An 18,692-nucleotide genomic window follows, 5' to 3' on the forward strand; every position below is an offset into this window, starting at 1 on the left:
GGCGGCGCCCACTACTGTGGAGGCATGAAGTCCGCGAAGATCTTCGGAATCGTCCTCGCCGGTGGTGAAGGCAAGCGCCTGATGCCCCTCACGGAGGATCGTGCCAAGCCCGCCGTCCCATTCGGCGGGCATTACCGATTGGTCGACTTCGCCCTCTCGAATCTCATCAATTCGGGGCTCACGCAGATCGTCGTGCTGACGCAGTACAAGTCGCACAGCCTGGACCGGCACGTGTCGCAGACCTGGCGCCTGTCGGGCATGCTCAACTCCTACATCGCATCCGTGCCCGCGCAGCAGCGCCTCGGAAAGCGCTGGTTCAGCGGATCGGCCGACGCCATCCTGCAGAGCCTCAACCTCATCCACGACGAGAAGCCCGACATCATCGTCGTCGTCGGCGCCGATCACGTCTACCGCATGGACTTCTCGCAGATGGTGCAGGCGCACATCGACTCGGGCGCGGAGGCCACCGTGGCCGCCATCCGTCAGCCCATCGAACTCGCCAACCAATTCGGCGTCATCGAGGTGGCGGATGACGACCCCACCCACATCACGGCGTTCCTCGAGAAGCCGAACGATCCCGTCGGACTCGCCGACGCCCCGCACGAGGTGCTCGCATCGATGGGCAACTACGTCTTCAACGCCGACGCCCTCATCGACGCCGTGCTGCGCGATGGCGAGAAGACCGACTCGAGCCACGACATGGGCGGCGACATCGTGCCCGACTTCGTCGAGCGCGGCACCGCGGGCGTCTACGACCTGCGTCGCAACGACGTGCCCGGGTCCACGGACCGCGACCGTTACTACTGGCGCGACGTGGGAACCATGGAGTCCTTCTTCGAGGCGCACCAGGACCTCATCTCGGCGCTCCCGGTCTTCAACCTCTACAACGAGGAATGGCCCATCTTCACGCAGCAGCTCAACTCGCCTCCTGCGAAGTTCGTGCGCGATGCCCACGGAGCCCTCGGCACGACCATCGACTCGATCGTCTCGCTCGGTTCCGTGATCTCAGGCGCGCACCTGGAGCGCAGCGTGGTCGGGCCGTGGGCCAAGATCGGCTCCGGCGCCAAAGTGGTCGACGCGATCCTGTTCGAGCGTGCCGTGATCGAGGAGAACGCGCGCGTCGAGCGTGCCGTGCTCGACAAGGACGTCATCGTCGAGGCCGGCGCCACCGTCGGCGTCGACCACGAGTTGGACCGTGCCCGCGGCTTCGTCGTCACCGACACCGGCATCACCGTCGTGGGCAAGGGCATGAGGGTCACCGCCTGATGCCTCCGACGGGTCCGCGCCACCCGGCGCGCCTCCTCGTCGTGCTCGACGCCGACTCCACCCTCATTCAGGACGAGGTCATCGAGCTGCTGGCGGATGCCGCCGGCTCACGTGCGCTGGTCACCGAGGTGACGGAGCGCGCCATGCGCGGCGAACTGGATTTCGCGGCCAGCCTTCGGGAGCGGGTGGCGACGCTCGCCGGCCTGCCCGAGAGCGTCTTCCTTGAGGTGGGGGCCCGCATCCGTCCCACGGCGGGCGCGCACGAGCTCATCGCCGGCGTGCACGCGGCGGGCGGCGTCGTCGGCGTCGTGTCCGGAGGGTTCCATGAACTCCTCGATCCCCTCGGAGCATCCCTCGGCCTGGATGAGTGGCGGGCCAATCGGCTGCAGACCGCCGGTGGGGTGCTCACGGGTCGCCTCAGCGGACCGATCGTCGACGAACAGGCGAAGGCGGATGCGCTGCTCGAGTGGTCAGATGCCCACGGCGTGCCCGCCAGTCGCACCGTGGCGATCGGCGACGGAGCCAACGACCTGGCCATGATGGCGGCTGCGGGGCTCTCGGTCGCGTTCAACGCCAAGCCGATCGTGCGTGAACGTGCGAACGTGACCGTCGACACCCCCGACCTGCGTCAGGTCCTGGCGCTGCTCGGACTGCCGCGCTGAGGCGGTCAGTGCCCCATCCCGAGGCCGCCGTCGACCGGGATGACGGCACCGGAGATGTAGCCCGCGTCGTCCCCGGCGATCCAAGCGACGACCTTCGCGACCTCGGCCGGAGTGGCGAACCGTCCGGCGGGAATCGACTTCTTGTACTCGGCCTGGGTGGCCTCCGGCAGTTCCGCCGTCATGTCCGTCTCGATGAACCCCGGGGCGACCACGTTTGCGGTGATTCCCCGCGCGCCGAGCTCGCGGGTGAGCGAGCGAGCGAACCCGACCAGTCCGGCCTTGGACGCGGAGTAGTTGGCCTGGCCGGGACCGCCGTAGAGTCCGACGACGCTCGAGATGAGCACGACGCGTCCGTAGCGCGCCTTGAGCATGCCTTTCGAGGCGCGCTTGACCACGCGGAACGAGCCGGTGAGGTTGGTGTCGACGACGGAGGAGAAGTCGTCGTCGCTCATGCGCATGAGCAGCATGTCGCGGGTGATGCCCGCGTTGGCGACGACCACCTCGACAGGGCCGAGTTCCGCCTCGACCGCCGTGAATGCCGCGTCGACCGACGCGGCATCCGTCACATCCGCCCGCACCGTCATAGTGCCGGCAGGTCCATCGCCCGATCGGGCGGTCACGGCGACGCGGTGGCCGAGACGCACGAACTCCTCGGCGATCGCGTAGCCGATGCCGCGGTTCCCGCCGGTGACGATGACGGTGCGTTGCGTGGACATGGGGGTGCCTCCTCGATGACGAACTCCCCCAGCCTAGGGCGCGATGCGCGCCGGGCCCGGCGTAGTCTTGAGGCAGTGGAACCACCCCGGTCTCCGCGGTTCGGCAGGAATGAAACAGCCCTCCTCCATCACGTCGCTCCCGCAGTCTCCCGACCAGGAGCGCCATTCGCGCATGATCAAGTACACGATCGCCATGTCGATCCGCATGGTCTGCATCGTGTCGCTGTTGTTCGTGCAGGGGTGGTGGCTCGCCGTCGCGGCGGTAGGGGCGATCGCTCTGCCCTACATCGCCGTCGTGCTGGCGAACGTGCAGTCGGCGCCGAGCAAGAGGGCGGCTGTTCGGCCGGGGACCCTCGCGATCGGCAGTAAGCCCGACGATGAGAGCCCGGAGAATCGGTGATCATGCTGGGAGGGGCGCCTGAGGCGCTCACGTGTTCGCGCGCGGGCTGCGCAGACCGGGCCGGCTGGCGCATCGACTGGCGTAACCCCCGCATCCACACCGGAGATCGCTCCAAGACGTGGCTCGCCTGCGATGAGCACGTCGACTACCTGCGCGAGTTCCTGGCGGCGCGTGAGTTCCCGCTGACGGTCTCCGCTGTCGCGGAGGTGGACGCATGAACGGGTGGTCCTTCGCCTTCAGCCGCAAGTGGGCCGGCTACCTGGCCCTCGTGACCGTGTTCGCCATCGTGTGCGTCTGTCTGGGCTTCTGGCAGATCGCCCGGCGCGCGGAGGCCCTGCACGAGATCGACCTCATCGAGACGAACTGGGATCACGCTCCGGTTCCCATCGACGACGCGCTCCCGACCCTGCGCTCCTATGCCGACGGGCAGAAGTACCTCCCCGTGACCGTCAGCGGAACGTACCTCGTCGACGAGCAGCGACTCGTGCGCAACCGACCGGGCGATTCCGGACCCGGTTTCGAGGTGTTGACCCCGCTCCAGCTGAGCGACGGGACCATGTTCATCGTGGATCGCGGCTGGCTCCCGACCGGCGACAGCCCCGAGGCGCCCTCATCCGTTCCCGATGCCCCGACCGGCCCGGTCACGGTCGTCGCACGCCTGAAGGCCGGTGAGCCGCACATCGCCGGACGGACGGCGCCTCCCGGGCAGGTGCAGACGATCGAACTCGACGACATGCAGAAGCTCGTCGGCCAGCCCGCCTACACGGCGGCGTACGGACTGATGGCATCCGAGACGCCGGCGTCGGCCGACCGGCCCCAGGCCGCGGCCAAGCCGGCGCTCGACGAGGGGCCGCATCTCTCCTACGCGTTCCAGTGGTTCGTCTTCGCCCTGCTCGCCTTCATCGGCTTCGGATGGGCGGTCCGGCAGGAGTACCGCGTCGTCAACTCCGAGGACCCGGAGGAGCAGGAGCGGGCGGCGGAACGCGAGCGTCGCAAGGCCGCGAAGGCGCGGACGGATGCCGTGATCGAGGACGAGATCCTCGATCGCCAGCACTGACGTCCGGTCAGGCCAGGGCGATCAGGTCGGCGTAGTCCGCGTTCCAGTGGTCCTCGACGCCGTCCGGGAGGATGAGCACGCGCTCGGGGTTGAGCGCCTCGACGGCGCCCGGGTCGTGGGAGACGAGCACGACGGCACCCTCGAAATGAGCAAGGGCGTCGAGGATCTCGGCACGGCTGGCCGGGTCCAGGTTGTTCGTCGGCTCGTCGAGCAGCAGCACGTTGGCTCCGGAGACGACGATCATCGCGAGCGCCAGGCGGGTCTTCTCGCCGCCCGAGAGCACTCCGGCCAGCTTGTGCGAGTCGTCGCCCGTGAACAGGAACGAGCCGAGCACCTTTCGGGCCTCGGTCTCGGTGAGGCTCGGCGATGACGACACCATGTTCGCCAGCACGGTCGCCTTCACGTCGATGGTCTCGTGCTCCTGGGCGAAGTAGCCGATGCGGAGGCCGTGACCGGGTTCCACCTGTCCGGTATCGGGATCGTCGACCCCGCCGAGGATGCGCAGCAGCGTGGTCTTGCCCGCTCCATTGAGGCCGATGATGACGACCTTGGACCCGCGGTCGATCGCGAGGTCGACGGCGGTGAAGATCTCCAGTGACCCGTAGCTCTTGGACAGGTCGGATGCCTGCAGCGGAGTCCTGCCACACGGCGCAGGGGTCGGGAAGCGCAGCTTGGCGACCCGGTCCACCGCGCGCACCTCCTCGAGCCCGGAGAGCAGCTTCTCCGCACGGGCGACCATCTGGTGCGCTGCGGCCGCCTTCGAAGCCTTCGCGCCGAACTTGGCCGCCTGCATCTGCAGCACGCCCGCCTTCTTCTCGGCGTTGGCGCGCTCCTTCTTGCGGCGCTCCTCGTCGGCGGAGCGCTGGCGCTGGTAGTTCTTCCAGTTCATGTTGTAGACGTCGATGACGAACCGGTTGGCGTCGAGGTAGAACACTCGGTTGACGGTCTCGCCGACGAGCTCCACGTCGTGGCTGATGACGATGAAGCCGCCCTTGTAGTTCTTGAGGAAGTCGCGCAGCCACACCACCGAATCGGCGTCGAGGTGGTTGGTCGGCTCGTCGAGGATCATCGTGCCGGCATCGGAGAACAGGATGCGGGCCAGCTCGATGCGGCGACGCTGGCCACCCGAGAGCGTCTTCAGCGGCTGGTCGAGGATGCGGTCGGGGAGGTTGAGGTTCGAGGCGATCGACGCGGCCTCGGCCTCCGCAGCGTAGCCGCCGAGGGCGGTGAACCGGTCGGTGAGCGAGCCGTACCTCTTCATGCCGGCTTCGCTGGTCGCGGCATCCGCGCTGGCCATCGCGTGGGTGGCCTCCTGCATACCCTGCACGATGGAGCCCAGTCCACGGGCATTGAGGATGCGCGTGCGAGCGAGCTCATCGGGGTCGCCCGAGCGGGGATCCTGCGGGAGGTAGCCGATCTCGCCGCTGCGCTCCACGCGACCGCCCGACGGCAACGTCTCGCCGGCGAGGATCTTGGTGAGCGTGGTCTTGCCCGCACCGTTGCGACCGACCAGGCCGATCTTGTCGCCATCCGAGACGCGGAAGTCGACGCCCTCCATGAGCAGGCGTGCGCCTACTCGGATCTCGAGGTCGTGGACGGCGAGCACAGGGGTGCCTTTCGGTATGCGGGAGGGGAGGATGCGCACACGCGGCGCAGCCATCCAGTCTAATCGCTGCGGAACGCCGGTTCGCGCGCGTGCCCGAACCCTCAGGGCCTCGCCAGTAACCTGTGGGTGTGGCCCAGACCGCTCGCTTCACGTCCCGCATCCGGGCGTCGACACGCGTGCCGCTCCTGCAGGTCGGCAAGTCGGCCCTCGCCACCGTTCTGGCGTGGCTGATCGCCGGCCTCATCCTGCCGACGCAGCTGCCGGTGTTCGGGGCGATCGCGGCCCTGCTCGTGGTGCAACCGAGCGTCAACCAATCCGTCGGCCGAGCCATCGAGCGCAGTTTCGGCGTGATCGCCGGCGTGGTGATCGCATTCGGCATCGGGCTGCTGTTCGGCGCGAACAGCATCGTGGTGCTCGTCGGAGTGGTGCTGGCCATCTTCATCGGCTGGGCGCTGCGCCTCACGCCGGCATCGGCCAGCCAGATCCCCATCAGCGTCATGCTCGTCCTGAGCATCGGCGCATCGAACCCGGAGTACTCGCTCGCCCGCATCGCCGAGACCCTCATCGGTGCGGCGATCGGACTCGTCGTCAACATCGCGATCGTCCCGCCGGTCCACCTCGAGCCGGCGCGCGAGGCGGTCGCTTCCCTCGGCATCGAGATCGCCGCGAGCCTCGACCGGCTCGCGACCGCCCTGCGACACCCGCAGACCATCGCGGAGCTCAACGAGATGCTCATCACGGCCCGCCTGCTGCGCCCGATGCAGACCAAGGCCGACGAACTGCTCGAGGCGGCCGACGAGAGCCTGACGTTCAATCCGCGGGCTCAGGCCAATCGGGCCGAGCTGGCGAACGAACGGGCACTGCTCGCCCGCATGAACGCACTCATCACGCGCGTCCTCGGCATGTCACGCGCGGTGCACGACCACTACGACCCGACGCTCATCGGCGAGCCGACCGTGGTCGAGATCGCCGGTGAGCTCGACCGTGCCGCCCACGACCTGCGCCTCGTGGTGCAGGAGTCGTCGCCGGATGCGGTGGCCGACCTGCCCCCTCTCACCCAGGCCGTCCCCCTGTTGACGGCGCCGCTGCAGTTCGTCACTCCGCACCCGCGTCACTGGGTGCTGATCGGTTCGCTCACCGAGGACCTGCGTCGGGTGCACGAGGAGATCGTCGGCACCGAACCCTGACGGATGCGGGCCGCCTCAGTCGGCGAGCGCGAGTCGCGCCCGGAGCAGCCGCAGCACGGCGCGATCGATGGTCGAGACGGGAATGCGTCCGTCGGCCACGGCCGTGTGGACGGCGGCGACGATCTGAGACGGATCGAACCCGCCTGGCCCGACTGCGGGCACGTAGAGCAGCAGGTCGTTGCCGGCCGCGACAGCCGCCACGGCGTTGGCTCCGGCATCCGTGTACCTCGCGTCGCCCGTGTCGGTCAGCATCGCCATGTCGTCGGTGACGGCGATGCCGCTGAAGTGCATCTCGTCGCGCAGGATGTGGTGCCACGCCGGCGACAGGGAGGCGGGAGCCGGGTCGACGGCCGGGTAGGACAGGTGGCCGAACATCACCAGACCGGCTCCGGCCGCGATTCCCGCCGAGAAGGAGGGCTCGTCGGTTGTGTGCCAGGCGTCCAAGCCCTCCGCAGCGACCGGAATGGTGTGGTGCGAGTCGCCGGGCGCGGCACCGTGACCGGGGAAGTGCTTGAGCGTGCTGAGGACCGCGCCGCTCTCGCCTTGCACGGCCGCTGCGACGTGCGCGGCCGAATCGGGGGTGTCGGTGCCGAGCACCCGGCCGGCGAGGAACGAGTCGGGGTCGGCGGTCACGTCGGCGACGATGCCGAAGTTGACCGAGATCCCGAGGCTCCTGAGCAGGGCGGCGCGGGCCTGGAACGCGGCGGTGGTGACGGCAGGCGGTTGCGTGCGCACGACCTCGGCTCCGGGCGACGGGTCGCTCGCCAGCCTGCTCACCTCGCCGCCCTCCTCGTCGATGGCGACGAGGGCGGGAAGCGTCGAGCCGGCGTTGAGCGCCGACGTGATCGCGGCCACTCCCCCGTCGCCGGAGTCCGTGTTGTCGCCCATGAGGATGATTCCGCCCGCACCCGTCGACGCGACGTTCTGAGCGATCTGGCCGGCATCCGTTCCGGCGACGTGGATCATCAGCATGCTCGCGATGCGCTGGTCCAGGCTCATCGAGGCGAGCCGCTGGCGAGCTTCGGCGAACACCGGGTCGGGTGCGGCCACGCTCGGTGCGGGTGTTGAGGCATGGGCCGGCGTCCTCGCGACGTGCGCGGGCGCGCCAGTCGCGCGGGTCTGTGCGGCGCTCGCGTCCGAGCACGCGGCGCCACCGACGACGACGAGCGCGCTCAGCACGAGCGCTCCGAGAAGTCGGGTGGGATGGGGCACGGGCGCCCACACTACGCCCCGAGTCTGAAACAGCCCCGAGCCTGAACCGGCCCCGAGCCTGAACTAGCGTTGAGACATGCGCCACCCGAGGAACGACGCCGGGCTTCCCGAGATCGCGGGCGACGCCGTGCTCATCGCCGGGGGCGCTCGGGCGATCCTGCTGCAGTTGGCCGACCCCGCCGTCGGGCGCGGGGTGGCGCGGCACTCCGACTTCGAGGACCGCGTGCTCGACCGCCTCTGGGCGACGCTCGCCTACGTCTACGCGATCGTCTACGGCGACGACGGCGAGCGCGAGGCGGCCGTGCGCTCCGTCAATCGTGCTCACGCGCCGGTGGTGGGGCCGGCGGATGGCGGAGCGCCCGCCTACAGCGCGTTCGACCCGCAGCTGCAGCTCTGGGTGGCGGCCACGCTCTACGACACGGCGACCGTCGTGCTCGAGCGCACCTTCGGGCCCCTCACCGACGCGGCGGCGGACGCTCTCTACCTCCGGTACGCGGAGCTGGGTGCAGCCCTGCAGATGCCGCCGGAGCTCTGGCCGGCCGACCGGATGGCGTTCGACACGTACTGGCAGCAGCGCGTCGGCGAACTCGTCGTCGGCGACGAGGTCCGCGCCCTCTCCCGCCGCCTGTTGTTCCCGTCGGGGCTTCCCGCCTGCCTGATGGTCGCCATGCCCGTGGCGCGCCTCATCACCGCCGGGCTCCTTCCGTCGCGAGTGCGGGCGCTGTACCGCGTGCGCTGGAGCGCCGGAGCCGAGGCGCGGGTGCGCGGCATCCTCCGGGTCACGGGCTTGGTCTGGCCTCTCCTTCCCCGGCCCGTGCGTCAGTGGCCGAAGAACCGCTCGCTGCGCTCCCTGCACGCGGCGCCCTGAACGCTGCGGCGTCGCACTCGGGCTACCCTGAATGCGACGCGCCCACCATCACGAACGGCTTTGCAATGACGCACCCCACCGATCGGCCGAGCGGTCGCGGACTCGACGCCGTCGATCGCCGCATCCTCGCCGAGTTGAGCCACGATGCACGCCTCTCGCTGCGCACCCTCGCCGAGCGCGTCCACATCTCGCGTTCGGCGGCGCATACCCGAGTGCAGGCGCTCGTCGCGGGGGGCGTCATCACCGGATTCGGCGCTCAGGTCGATCGCAAGGCCATCGGTCTCGGCGTCTCGGCGCTCGTGGTCGTGCGCATCGGCGAGGTGCCGTGGGAGGAGATGGCCGGCAAGCTGAGCGCGCTGCCGTTCGTCGAGAAGGTGCAGGCCGTCAGCGGCGATATCGACATCGTCCTGACCGTGAGCGCGCCTGACCACGACGAACTGGGCCGGGCGGTACTCCGCCACATCCACAGCATGCCCGGGGTCACGTCGTCGCGCACACACGTCATCCTCGAGGAGATCGAGGGCGTCGCACCGGCACGATCCCTGGACGCCTGGCTCTGAACTCGGCCTCCTGAGAGCCGTTCGGCGCGGATTCGGCCGCTCCGACGCCATCCGTGTGCATCTTCTCCGACGCTCCGTCCGCGCGCTCCACCGTGTCGCACGATGGGCACATGACACTCAACGTCGAGCGAGCGGATTCGCGCACCCTCCCGTCCCTCAAGCCCCTGCGGCTGCTGGACAATGCGGGGCACGCAGTGAGCGGAGCGGAGACCGGCGGATTCGCCCTTCCCGACCTCGAGACGCTGCTCGGCCTGTACCGCCGGATGGTCATCGCCCGCCGGTTCGACGTACAGGTGACCGCCCTCACCCGCCAGGGGCGGCTCGCCACCTTCCCCTCGGCACTGGGGCAGGAAGCCTGCGAGATCGGCGCCGTCTCGGCCTTGCGCCGGGAGGACTGGCTCTTCCCCACCTACCGCGACACCATCGCGCTTCTCACCCGCGGCGTCGACCCTGCCGAGCTCCTGGCCCAGTTCCGCGGCGACTGGCACAGCGGGTTCGATCAGAAGGCGCATCGGTGCGCCTCGCAGTCGACCCCGTTGGCCACCCAGGCGCTGCACGCCGTCGGCCTCGCGCACGCCGCTCGCCTCCGCCGCGACCCGATCGTCGCGCTCACCTTCCTCGGCGACGGATCCACCAGCGAGGGCGATGCCCACGAGGCGTTCAACTTCGCGGCCGTCTGGCAGACCCCCACGGTCTTCGTCGTGCAGAACAACCAGTTCGCCATCAGCGTGCCCCTCTCCAAGCAGACCCGCGCGCGCACCATCGCCGACAAGGCAGTGGGGTACGGGATGCCCGGTTACCACGTCGACGGAAACGACGTCGCCGCCATGTACGCCGTGACCTCCGCCGCCGTCGACCGGGCACGAGCCGGAGACGGGCCGACGCTCATCGAAGGGCTAACCTACCGCATCGAGGCGCACACCAACTCCGACGACCCCACCCGCTACCGCGACAAGCGCGACGTCGAGCACTGGAAGCGTCGCGACCCCATCGAGCGGCTCGAGCGCTACCTCGTGTCCGAGGGGGCGCTGACGGAGGATGTGCGCGCCGAGATCACCGCCGCCGCCGAGGAACTCGCCGCGACGACGCGCGACGCCATGAACACCGAGGTGGAGCACGACCCGCTGGAGCTGTTCCGCCACGTCTACGGCACGCCGCGGGCGGCGCTGGCCGAGCAGCGGGACGCCCTCGCCGCCGAGCTCGCCGGCCGGCCGGGTGGTGCGGAATGAGCGCGCTTCCGGCATCCGTCGTCGAGGACGGGACCACCACCGCGGTGACGATGGCGGGAGCCCTCAACGCTGCGCTCCGCGACGCCATGGAGGCGGATGCCGATGTCGTCGTGTTCGGAGAGGATGTCGGCCCGCTCGGAGGCGTGTTCCGGGTGACAGACGGCCTGCACGACCGCTTCGGCGAGAAGCGCATCTGGGACTCGCCCCTCGCCGAGGCGGGCATCGTCGGAACGGCCGTCGGCATGGCCATGTACGGCCTGCGCCCGGTGGTCGAGATGCAGTTCGACGCGTTCAGCTACCCGGCATTCGAGCAGGTCGTCTCGCACGTCGCCAAGATGCGCAATCGCACGCGCGGAGTGGTGTCGCTTCCCCTGGTCATCCGCATCCCCTACGCCGGGGACATCGGGGGTGTCGAACACCACTCCGACTCCTCGGAGGCGTACTGGACCGCGACGCCGGGGCTGACCGTCGTGACGCCGTCCAATCCCGCCGACGCCTACTCGATGCTGCGTGCGGCGATCGCGAGCGACGACCCGGTCGTGTTCATGGAGCCGAAGAGCCGCTACTGGAGCAAGCAGTCGCTGTCGCTGCCCGTCGAGACGGCGCCGATGGATCGCGCGGTCGTGCTCCGGGAGGGCACGGATGTCACGCTCATCGCCTACGGTCCGACCGTGCGCACGGCCCTCGCCGCAGCCGATGCGGGGGCGGCCGAGGGCCTCTCGATCGAGGTCGTCGACCTGCGGAGCCTCTCGCCGTTCGACGACGAGACCGTCGGAGCATCCGTCCGCAAGACCGGACGTGCGGCGATCATCCACGAGGCCGCCCAGTTCGGCGGCTACGGAGCCGAGGTGGCCGCCCGGGTGACCGAGCGCAACTTCTTCCACCTCGCCGCGCCGGTGCTGCGCATCGCGGGCTTCGATGTGCCCTATCCGTCGCCCAAGCTCGAGGAGTACTTCCTGCCGACACCCGAGCGCGTGCTGAACGCCCTCGCGAGCTGGGAGTGGTGAGACCGTGAGCCGCGAATTCCTCCTCCCCGACCTCGGAGAGGGCCTCACCGAGGCGGAGATCGTGCGGTGGCTGGTCGCGCCCGGCGATGCCGTCGCGGTCGATCAACCGGTCATCGAGGTGGAGTCCGCCAAGTCGGTCGTCGAGTTGCCCTGCCCGTTCGCGGGCATCGTCGAAACCCTGCACGGTGAGACCGGCTCCATCGTCCACGCCGGTCAGCCGCTGCTGTCGGTCGCGGAGAAGGCTGCCGACGCGGATGCCGCAGCCTCCGTTCCCGCCGAGCCGGGCGTCGTGGTGCCTGACGTGTCAGTGGACGGCTCGGGCGCCGTGCTCATCGGCTACGGCACCAAGCCCGTCGCGATGCCCGTCGCCCGCGCGGCCGGTTCGCGCTTCGGTTCCCGCTCCGGCGTTCGCCCGGCGACGAGGACCACCACCGCTCTGCTCGACCCTGATCGCCGGTCCCCCGTCGTCTCGCCGCTGGTCCGCCGACTCGCCCGCGACAACGGCTTCGACGCCAGCCAGCTCTCGGGCTCCGGCCCCGACGCGCTCGTGCGGCGATCGGACGTGGAGGACTTCATCCGCACCCGCGACGAGCGACCGGCGGATGCGCCGCCGACGATGGTCGACGCTTCCCCGACGGCGGACCTCGACACGACCGCCGCCGATCTTTCCGGTGCCGCCGGCGGCACTTCCTCGTCGGGCGACACGCGCATCCCCATCACGGGACTTCGTCGCGCTGTCAGCGAGCGGCTGAGCCGGTCGCGTCGCGAGATCCCCGAGGCCACCGTGTGGATGGACGTCGACGCCACGGCACTGTTCGCCGCCAAGCGCGAACTCGAGGCCGCCACCGGCGAGCGGTTCACCCTCACTGCGTTGCTGGCCCGCTTCACCGTCGCGGGACTCAAGCGGTTCCCCGTGCTCAACGCATCGGTCGACACCGAGCGCGGTGAGATCGTGCAGCACGCGGACATCCACCTCGGCCTGGCCGCCCAGACGCCGCGCGGACTCATGGTCCCGGTCATCCACGACGCTGGCGAGATGACCACCCGCGCCCTGCGGGATGCCGTCACCACCCTCGTCGGAGCCGACGGAGCATTCGCGCCCGGCGCGTTGACCGGTGGCACCTTCACCCTCAACAACTTCGGCTCGCTGGGCGTCGACGGATCAGCCGCCATCATCAACCACCCCGAGGTCGCCATCCTGGGTGTGGGACGGATGATGGACCGGCCGTGGGTCGTGGACGGTCAACTGGCCGTCCGCACGGTGGTCGAGCTCTCGTTCGTCTTCGATCACCGGGTGTGCGACGGCGGCATCGCGGCCGGGTTCCTCACCTACATCGCGGGGTGCATCGAACACCCGATCGCCCTGCTCGGTGACCTCTGAGTGCTGCGCCGAGGTCGCTCGGCATGCGTCAGAAGAAGTCGGGTTCGACCCCGGCCGCTTTCGCCACATCCTTCGACGTGATCCTCGCGGCTTCGAGCTTCACCATTGCCACGCGCAGGCCCGACTCCATCTGAGCGGCCCACACATCCGCCTCGCGTGCGGCCGTCTCGGCAGCCGCGAGGCGCGCAACGGCTGCCTCTTTCTCGGCTCGCTCGGCCTTGACCTGCTGGATGCTGAAGGTGATGCCGAAGTAGGCCGCCACCATCACGGCGATCGGCGTGGCGATCACGGCGAGTGCGGCGACGGCCGCGTTCGAGGGGCTGAAGATGATCAGCAGGCCGAACGCGAAGAACAGCGCGACGACGCCGATGATGACGACGAGCATGAGCCGCATCGGCTGAGCCGCGAACCACGACGGCCGGCTGGTCTTCGGCGCGACCTCATCGGATGCCGCCCGGTCGGACGCTTCGTCCCGGGTCTCATCCGGAGCGAACGATGGCAGCACGCTGGTCTCCTCGTAGCTCGCCGTCGCCGTCACCGGAGTGGGCTCCGGCACGGCCTCCGGAACGGTCGTGTCGGACGTGGACTGGGAGATGTTGGCCATGGTGCTCTTTCTCGTCTGAAACGTCTGTCACTTCTGTACGCGCAGCGCTGCAGTCATTCTCTGCCCCCCGGACGAGGGAGGTCAACCCGACGCGCGGCGTTGTCAGGAGGTGCCGCTAACCTCACAGCGGACGGCCCGGGATGCTCCGGATGCCGACGCCGATCGAAGGATGGATCATGACCGCGGTGGGCTTCTCGTGCGGCCACGGAGCCTCGGCCGACGAGCCGGGCGCGCTGCTGCTGCGCCGTCACTGCCCGCTCTGCTCCCTGCTCGAGGAGACGCAACGCACCCGCGCCGAACTCGTCGGCAGAGCCGCACCTCCCGATCGTCGCCGCGTCGCAGCCGAGACACGCGTCGGTGCGGTTTACAGCTGGCAGTGCCCGCGGGGCCACGACCGCTACGACGCGAGCGTCGTCGAGGTGCTCACCAGCCAGGCGTGCGCGAAGTGCCGGCGCAACGCCGAGGCTCCGACGGTGGCCCGTGAAGGCGGCGTCGCCAGCATGAACGCCGGCCTGCGCACGCGAACGTCGGTGACCGAGCAGCGCCTGCGTGCCCTCCTCGAGGCCCGCCTGCGCATCCCGCGCGGGGTCAACACGATCCGGGTCAACCGCATGTTCTACGGCAAGCAGGAGGTCTGGCCAGACATCATCGTGCCGGCGCTGCGCATCGCCGTGGAGTACGACGACCCCGGGCGCTCGCGGCGGGCGCACCGCGGTCTCAAGGAGGTCTCCGACAGCGATAAGGATGCGGCGCTCGCCGAGGTCGGCTGGGCCGTCATCCGCGTCCGCGCCGCCGGGCTGGAGAGTCTCGGCGAGAACAGCATCGTGTGCGCGAGACTCACCGATGACGTCGCCGATCGCATCGTCGAGCGCATGCGCGTCCTCCGCGGGGCCGAGGCGGTCGACGCCATCGCCGTGGCGCGACCGTGACGCTCAATACCACCTGACGTTCAATACCAGTTGACGCTCAATACCAGTTGAACCCGACCTCGTGCGCCCACGCACCGCACGGCGACCCGTAGCGACCGCTGATGTAGTTCAATCCCCAGTTGATCTGCGTGTTTCCGTTGGTGCGCCAGTCAGGCCCCGCGACAGCCATCTTCTCCGCCGGGAGCGACTGCGGGATTCCGTAGGCGCCGCTGGAACTGTTGTAGGCGTTGGCCCGCCAGCCCGACTCCTGGTTCCACAGCCGCACCAGACAGCTCATCTGGTCGCCGCCCCACCCGTATGCCGGCAGCTGACCCCGCGCGTATGCCTGCGCGCCGGCCGGATCGACTGCGACGTCGCCCGTCCAGATCGTGCCCCCGGCGCTCGCCGCGGCGGCGGCAGCGGCGGCCTCTGCGGCCTGACGCGCCGCCTCACCCTGGTTGTAACGGTTCTGCACGTCGGCGACCTGAGTGGTGAGGGTGGCGAGTTGCGCGTAGAGCGTCTGGCTGGCCGCCTGTTGCTCAGCCAGTTTGTCGTCTGCCGCCTTCTCGGCGGCCTTCGCAGCGTCGAGCGCCGTCTGGGCGAGGTCGCGCAAGCGATCGCGTTCCTTGCTCGCCAGGGCCGCCTGCGCGCTGAGCGAATCCGCCTCGTTCTGCTTCTGCTTCGCCGATTGCTCGAGATCGGACGCCTGCTGGGTGAGCTTGGAGATCGACCCCAGTTGGCGCAGGAGGTCGTCGCTGCGCTGGGCGTCGAGCAGGAGATGAACGGTGAGGTTCTGACCGCCCGCTGTCATGACGAGCTGGGAGACGATGCGACCGTAGCGCGAGTGGGCGTCGGCCGCGGCCGAGGTCGCCTTCTGCGCCTCCGTCGTCAGTCGGTCCGCGCGGGCGGTGGCGGCATCTGCCTGGTTCTGGGCTGTCGTGTAGATGGCCGCCTTCTCGATCGTCTCCTTCCCCAGTCGCGCCGACTCCGCCGTCAGCTGAGTGATGAAGTCGTTGATGCGGGTCGCCTCGGCCGCTGTGGCGGCCTGGCTGGCCTTGGCCGCCTGCACGTCGGCCCAGCTCGGGTAGTCGTCCGCTATGGCGGCAGGGGCGACCGCGAGGGCGAGTGCCAGCGCAGCAGCGCAGGCGGCCGCGACCAACGTCGTGCGTCCCATCTGCACCTCCTCGCTCGGCAGTCACGTTCGACGATAGGTCTCGCGCGCGAATCAGGCCGGAGGGGAGGTCGGCGCGCCCGACCTCGGGCGCGGTGTTGTCAGCCGGACGAGGCACACTGGAGGGGTGGTACCCGATGCGACGCTGAGCTGGACACCCCGTCACGAGACGGACGTCGGCCTCACCCTGGCGCGCGTCGGTCGGGGGCCGTCGGATCCGACCTTCCAGCGCACGCGGGACGGATCGGCGTGGCGCACGACGCTCATGCCCACGGGCGCGGCGACGATGCGCCTGAGCAGGCTGTCCCCCGACGAGCTGCGATGCCAGGCGTGGGGGCCGGGCGCGTCCGAGGCCGTCGCGACGGCACCGCAACTCCTGGGATCGGGCGACGACCCGACGGGCTTCGAACCGTCTCACCCTGTGCTGGTCGATGCGCACCGGCGCCATTCGGGCCTCCGCATCCCGCGCACAGGTCGCGTCGTGGAGGCCTTGGTTCCGGCCATTCTCGAACAGAAGGTCATCACGCTGCAGGCGATGCGCTCCTGGCGGGAGCTCGTGCACCGGTTCGGCAGCCCCGCCCCGGGACCAACACCGACTCCCATGCGCGTCGTGCCGGCGGCGGAGACATGGCGGCGCATCTCGTCGTGGGAGTGGCATCGAGCCGGCGTCGATCCGCAACGCTCCCGCACGATCGTGACCGCCATGCGAGTGGCCGACAGCCTCGAGCGGTGCGCAGAGCTCACGCCGACCGAGGCACAGCAGCGGTTGCAGTCGATTCCCGGCATCGGCGTCTGGACCGCGGCCGAGGTCGCTCAGCGCGCCTTCGGCGATGCGGATGCGCTCAGCGTGGGCGACTACCACCTCTCGTCGTACATCGGACACGCCCTGTTCGGCCAGGACTTCGACGACGCCGCGATGGTCGTCGCGATGGAGCCGTGGCGCGGACACCGCTATCGCGTCGTGCGGCTCCTCGAGGCGGCAGGCGTCGCGGGCAAGCCGCGCCGCGGGGCACGGATGGCGCTTGTCGATCACCGCTGGCACTGAGCGCCGCTCGTCACGACCTCTCCTGCACGCCCCCCAGTCGAGCGATGCGAGCGCGGGCTGCCCGCTCGCTCGGCGAGGTCGCCCCCAGTGTGCGCGCGGCGACGGCGAGAAGCAGCCGGGCTAGCGTGATCGCCGGCCACCATGGCCTGCGCAGGCTCAGCAGGCGGCGCTGCTCGACCGTGAGCGACGCGACCGCGCCTCCGAACAGGATCGGATACACCACGCCGACGATTCCCGGCAAGCGAGGACGCCGGAGGAATCTCACGGCCTCAGCCACCCGCTCATCCGGCTTGGCCTTCGTCGTGAACGACGCCATCTCGGCACGCAGTTGCCGCATCGACGTCGGCGGATCGGTTACGCCCATCAGTCGCCCGGCCTGCGCCCACTCCCCCACGTAGGCGTCGGCTCCCCCGGGGATCGGGCCGCCCCAGATCAGGTGCGAGCCGACGAACGCCTCGGTGAACGCGTCGTGCACCCACCGCAGGAGCTCTTCGTCGTTAGCCGCGTACTCCTTCTCCTCGCCTCGCGCATCCGTGTACGTTCCGGTCACGTGCTCGTGCAGTCGGGACACGAACGCGGACGCCGCGGTCGCTGCCCGTCGATCGCCGAACGTCGTGGTCGCCACCCACCGGACGGTTCCGTCGAGCCGACCCAACGGATCTTCGTGGTACCGGGACCAGTCGTGCACACCGGCCATCGCACCCGGATGGAGAGTCTGCAGCAACAGCGCACGGATGCCGGCCACGAGCGTCGGCAGCGCTCCGTTCACGGCCCACACCGCGCTGCCGGGCCCGAAGAATCCCGCGTCATCGCCGTCGGCCAGAGCGGCCGTCCACGCGGGCGGCTCGCGACGCGGGAGCGCCCCCGGACGCCAGTGGCCATCGGCGCTCGCCGCATCCGTCCCGTCCTTCGCCATGATCGACCGTAACCCGGATCCCGGTCGACATCGGGCACTCACGCCAGCGAGCTACGTCGGGTCGACGCTAGGTTCGCGAATCACACCTACGCCACTGCCACCCTCTATGCCGCCGTCTGGGGCGCGGAGCTGGCCGCGGGAAGCGGTCTCGGCCGCATCTACATCGTCGAATCGACAGGAGACCTCGAGGACGCCCCAGTGTCCGACAAGAAGTTCCCCGACAACCCGACGCGCCGTCATGTACCACTGACCAGGTCCCGCATGACCGGCGTCGGGAACGCGAGAACCCCCGAGGACGCGGCGCCCGTCAGAAGCTTTGGTGGATCTGAGGGGACTCGAACCCCTGACCCCCTGCATGCCATGCAGGTGCGCTACCAGCTGCGCCACAGACCCTTGCTCGCCGCATTCCGCTCTCGCGGAAGCAACTTATTCAGATTACTACACTCGGCCGACCCGGTGAAATCGAGCGGGCCTCAGCAGATGAGCGTGCGATCAGGCGCGCTTCTCGTGTGCAGGCAGCTCGACCGGGATGACCGGGCAGTCCTTCCAGAGGCGCTCGAGCGCGTAGTACATCCGCTCCTCCTCGTGGAAGACATGGACGACGAGGTCACCGAAGTCCAGCAGGATCCAGCGTCCCTCCGACCGGCCCTCGCGGCGCAGGGGCTTGGAGCCGGCCTCGATGAGGCGGTCCTCGATCTCACCCGCGATGGCGACGACGTTGCGTTCGTTGCGCCCGGTGACGAGCAGGAAGATGTCAGCGAGCGGGAGCGGCTGCGTGACGTCGAGCGCCACCAGGTCCTCCCCGCCCTTCGAATCAGCCGCGAGTGCCGCGGTCTTCAACAGTTCGATGGCGTGGTCGGATGCGCTCATGCAGTGAGTCCTCGGGTGGTGGTGGAG

General features: G+C 69.7%; 20 protein-coding genes, 1 tRNA gene and 1 pseudogene. 14 read left to right on the forward strand and 8 right to left on the reverse strand.

Translation table 11 applies throughout. The features are described from left to right. The first annotated feature begins 24 nt into the window (after positions 1-24). Together E6C70_RS03805 and serB are read left to right on the forward strand one after the other, a co-directional pair. The gene (locus E6C70_RS03805) at positions 25-1,266 is read left to right on the forward strand and encodes a glucose-1-phosphate adenylyltransferase (RefSeq protein WP_136422355.1); all 1,242 of its coding nucleotides are present in this window, start codon (positions 25-27) and stop codon (positions 1,264-1,266) included. Then, positions 1,266-1,928 carry a phosphoserine phosphatase SerB gene (gene serB / locus E6C70_RS03810; RefSeq protein ID WP_136422357.1) on the forward strand — a complete coding sequence of 221 codons (663 nt, stop codon included), beginning with the start codon at positions 1,266-1,268 and terminating at the stop codon, positions 1,926-1,928. The genes E6C70_RS03805 and serB overlap by 1 nt, the downstream gene beginning before the upstream one ends. 5 nt (positions 1,929-1,933) lie before the next feature. Here the strand turns inward: serB and fabG are convergent, their stop codons facing one another. Continuing rightward, the gene (fabG, locus tag E6C70_RS03815) at positions 1,934-2,644 is read right to left on the reverse strand and encodes a 3-oxoacyl-ACP reductase FabG (RefSeq protein WP_136422359.1); all 711 of its coding nucleotides are present in this window, start codon (positions 2,642-2,644) and stop codon (positions 1,934-1,936) included. Positions 2,645-2,753: 109 nt separating this feature from the next. Between fabG and E6C70_RS03820 the strand changes: the two genes are divergently transcribed. The 3 genes from E6C70_RS03820 to E6C70_RS03830 are packed head-to-tail and all read left to right on the forward strand — an operon-like array spanning position 2,754 to position 4,101. Continuing rightward, a complete protein-coding gene (locus E6C70_RS03820; protein WP_136422361.1) occupies positions 2,754-3,044 on the forward strand; it encodes a DUF3099 domain-containing protein in 291 nt (96 codons plus the stop codon). Between the two features lie 2 nt (positions 3,045-3,046). Next, positions 3,047-3,262, forward strand: coding sequence for a hypothetical protein (locus E6C70_RS03825; protein ID WP_136422363.1), 216 nt, complete (start codon positions 3,047-3,049; stop codon positions 3,260-3,262). Further along, entirely contained in the window at positions 3,259-4,101 is an 843-nt protein-coding gene (locus E6C70_RS03830) for an SURF1 family cytochrome oxidase biogenesis protein (protein WP_136422365.1), read from the forward strand. Before E6C70_RS03825 ends, E6C70_RS03830 begins: the two co-directional genes overlap by 4 nt. Before the next feature lie 7 nt (positions 4,102-4,108). On the opposite strand, the gene E6C70_RS03835 is transcribed toward E6C70_RS03830, so the two are convergent. Further along, complete coding sequence (locus E6C70_RS03835) at positions 4,109-5,707, reverse strand: ABC-F family ATP-binding cassette domain-containing protein (RefSeq protein ID WP_136423718.1); 1,599 nt, start codon at positions 5,705-5,707, stop codon at positions 4,109-4,111. Between the two features lie 128 nt (positions 5,708-5,835). Between E6C70_RS03835 and E6C70_RS03840 the strand changes: the two genes are divergently transcribed. Beyond that, positions 5,836-6,894 carry an FUSC family protein gene (locus E6C70_RS03840; RefSeq protein WP_168770847.1) on the forward strand — a complete coding sequence of 353 codons (1,059 nt, stop codon included), beginning with the start codon at positions 5,836-5,838 and terminating at the stop codon, positions 6,892-6,894. A 15-nt stretch (positions 6,895-6,909) separates the two neighbouring features. Here the strand turns inward: E6C70_RS03840 and E6C70_RS03845 are convergent, their stop codons facing one another. Continuing rightward, the gene (locus tag E6C70_RS03845) at positions 6,910-8,106 is read right to left on the reverse strand and encodes a glycoside hydrolase family 3 N-terminal domain-containing protein (RefSeq protein ID WP_136422369.1); all 1,197 of its coding nucleotides are present in this window, start codon (positions 8,104-8,106) and stop codon (positions 6,910-6,912) included. Positions 8,107-8,182: 76 nt separating this feature from the next. On the opposite strand from E6C70_RS03845, the gene E6C70_RS03850 reads away from it, so the two are divergent. The 5 genes from E6C70_RS03850 to E6C70_RS03870 all read left to right on the forward strand — a co-directional run bounded on the left by E6C70_RS03850 (position 8,183) and on the right by E6C70_RS03870 (position 13,151). Further along, positions 8,183-8,974, forward strand: a complete 792-nt coding sequence (locus E6C70_RS03850; protein ID WP_136422371.1) for an oxygenase MpaB family protein — start codon at positions 8,183-8,185, stop codon at positions 8,972-8,974. A gap of 65 nt (positions 8,975-9,039) precedes the next feature. Further along, positions 9,040-9,534: an Lrp/AsnC family transcriptional regulator gene (locus E6C70_RS03855; RefSeq protein WP_136422373.1), complete on the forward strand. Its 495-nt coding sequence runs from the start codon at positions 9,040-9,042 to the stop codon at positions 9,532-9,534. 110 nt (positions 9,535-9,644) lie between these two features. After that, a complete protein-coding gene (gene pdhA, locus E6C70_RS03860; RefSeq protein ID WP_136422375.1) occupies positions 9,645-10,763 on the forward strand; it encodes a pyruvate dehydrogenase (acetyl-transferring) E1 component subunit alpha in 1,119 nt (372 codons plus the stop codon). Next, positions 10,760-11,770 carry an alpha-ketoacid dehydrogenase subunit beta gene (locus E6C70_RS03865; RefSeq protein WP_136422377.1) on the forward strand — a complete coding sequence of 337 codons (1,011 nt, stop codon included), beginning with the start codon at positions 10,760-10,762 and terminating at the stop codon, positions 11,768-11,770. The genes pdhA and E6C70_RS03865 overlap by 4 nt, the downstream gene beginning before the upstream one ends. A 4-nt stretch (positions 11,771-11,774) precedes the next feature. Further along, positions 11,775-13,151 (forward strand): dihydrolipoamide acetyltransferase family protein, encoded by a 1,377-nt coding sequence (locus tag E6C70_RS03870; protein WP_136422379.1) that lies wholly within the window; start codon positions 11,775-11,777, stop codon positions 13,149-13,151. A 28-nt stretch (positions 13,152-13,179) separates the two neighbouring features. Here the strand turns inward: E6C70_RS03870 and E6C70_RS03875 are convergent, their stop codons facing one another. Then, positions 13,180-13,755, reverse strand: a complete 576-nt coding sequence (locus E6C70_RS03875) for a hypothetical protein (RefSeq protein ID WP_136422381.1) — start codon at positions 13,753-13,755, stop codon at positions 13,180-13,182. Positions 13,756-13,931: 176 nt separating this feature from the next. On the opposite strand from E6C70_RS03875, the gene E6C70_RS03880 reads away from it, so the two are divergent. Further along, the gene (locus E6C70_RS03880) at positions 13,932-14,684 is read left to right on the forward strand and encodes a hypothetical protein (RefSeq protein ID WP_136422383.1); all 753 of its coding nucleotides are present in this window, start codon (positions 13,932-13,934) and stop codon (positions 14,682-14,684) included. 37 nt (positions 14,685-14,721) lie between these two features. Here the strand turns inward: E6C70_RS03880 and E6C70_RS03885 are convergent, their stop codons facing one another. Next, positions 14,722-15,837: an aggregation-promoting factor C-terminal-like domain-containing protein gene (locus E6C70_RS03885; protein ID WP_136422386.1), complete on the reverse strand. Its 1,116-nt coding sequence runs from the start codon at positions 15,835-15,837 to the stop codon at positions 14,722-14,724. 124 nt (positions 15,838-15,961) lie between these two features. Here E6C70_RS03885 and E6C70_RS03890 point away from each other — a divergent pair, with 124 nt between their 5' ends. Further along, positions 15,962-16,879 carry a DNA-3-methyladenine glycosylase family protein gene (locus E6C70_RS03890; protein ID WP_136422388.1) on the forward strand — a complete coding sequence of 306 codons (918 nt, stop codon included), beginning with the start codon at positions 15,962-15,964 and terminating at the stop codon, positions 16,877-16,879. A 10-nt stretch (positions 16,880-16,889) separates the two neighbouring features. Here E6C70_RS03890 and E6C70_RS03895 read toward each other — a convergent pair whose 3' ends face one another. Continuing rightward, entirely contained in the window at positions 16,890-17,795 is a 906-nt protein-coding gene (locus E6C70_RS03895; protein WP_136422390.1) for an oxygenase MpaB family protein, read from the reverse strand. A 75-nt stretch (positions 17,796-17,870) separates the two neighbouring features. Between E6C70_RS03895 and E6C70_RS17275 the strand changes: the two are divergent. Continuing rightward, positions 17,871-18,026: pseudogene (locus tag E6C70_RS17275) on the forward strand (NAD(+)--rifampin ADP-ribosyltransferase); the annotation flags it as partial. An 86-nt stretch (positions 18,027-18,112) separates the two neighbouring features. Here the strand turns inward: E6C70_RS17275 and E6C70_RS03905 are convergent. Together E6C70_RS03905 and rsfS are read right to left on the reverse strand one after the other, a co-directional pair. After that, a tRNA-Ala gene (locus tag E6C70_RS03905) sits at positions 18,113-18,188 on the reverse strand. Positions 18,189-18,287: 99 nt separating this feature from the next. Continuing rightward, on the reverse strand, positions 18,288-18,665 hold the full coding sequence (rsfS, locus tag E6C70_RS03910) for a ribosome silencing factor (protein ID WP_136422392.1): 378 nt from the start codon (positions 18,663-18,665) through the stop codon (positions 18,288-18,290). Between the last annotated feature and the right edge of the window lie 27 nt (positions 18,666-18,692).

This window comes from Orlajensenia flava, from assembly GCF_004801905.1.
In the GTDB taxonomy this organism is placed as follows: Bacteria; Actinomycetota; Actinomycetes; order Actinomycetales; family Microbacteriaceae; genus Orlajensenia; species Orlajensenia flava.

Bases quoted from the DNA above. Each gene is read 5' to 3' on its own strand.
- E6C70_RS03820 (WP_136422361.1), top strand. From the start codon at position 2,754: ATGAAACAGCCCTCCTCCATCACGTCGCTCCCGCAGTCTCCCGACCAG.
- E6C70_RS03880 (WP_136422383.1), top strand. From the start codon at position 13,932: ATGACCGCGGTGGGCTTCTCGTGCGGCCACGGAGCCTCGGCCGACGAG.
- E6C70_RS03855 (WP_136422373.1), top strand. From the start codon at position 9,040: ATGACGCACCCCACCGATCGGCCGAGCGGTCGCGGACTCGACGCCGTC.
- E6C70_RS03825 (WP_136422363.1), top strand. From the start codon at position 3,047: ATGCTGGGAGGGGCGCCTGAGGCGCTCACGTGTTCGCGCGCGGGCTGC.
- fabG (WP_136422359.1), bottom strand. From the start codon at position 2,644: ATGTCCACGCAACGCACCGTCATCGTCACCGGCGGGAACCGCGGCATC.
- E6C70_RS03875 (WP_136422381.1), bottom strand. From the start codon at position 13,755: ATGGCCAACATCTCCCAGTCCACGTCCGACACGACCGTTCCGGAGGCC.
- E6C70_RS03865 (WP_136422377.1), top strand. From the start codon at position 10,760: ATGAGCGCGCTTCCGGCATCCGTCGTCGAGGACGGGACCACCACCGCG.
- E6C70_RS03830 (WP_136422365.1), top strand. From the start codon at position 3,259: ATGAACGGGTGGTCCTTCGCCTTCAGCCGCAAGTGGGCCGGCTACCTG.
- pdhA (WP_136422375.1), top strand. From the start codon at position 9,645: ATGACACTCAACGTCGAGCGAGCGGATTCGCGCACCCTCCCGTCCCTC.
- rsfS (WP_136422392.1), bottom strand. From the start codon at position 18,665: ATGAGCGCATCCGACCACGCCATCGAACTGTTGAAGACCGCGGCACTC.
- E6C70_RS03895 (WP_136422390.1), bottom strand. From the start codon at position 17,795: ATGGCGAAGGACGGGACGGATGCGGCGAGCGCCGATGGCCACTGGCGT.
- serB (WP_136422357.1), top strand. From the start codon at position 1,266: ATGCCTCCGACGGGTCCGCGCCACCCGGCGCGCCTCCTCGTCGTGCTC.
- E6C70_RS03850 (WP_136422371.1), top strand. From the start codon at position 8,183: ATGCGCCACCCGAGGAACGACGCCGGGCTTCCCGAGATCGCGGGCGAC.
- E6C70_RS03885 (WP_136422386.1), bottom strand. From the start codon at position 15,837: ATGGGACGCACGACGTTGGTCGCGGCCGCCTGCGCTGCTGCGCTGGCA.
- E6C70_RS03805 (WP_136422355.1), top strand. From the start codon at position 25: ATGAAGTCCGCGAAGATCTTCGGAATCGTCCTCGCCGGTGGTGAAGGC.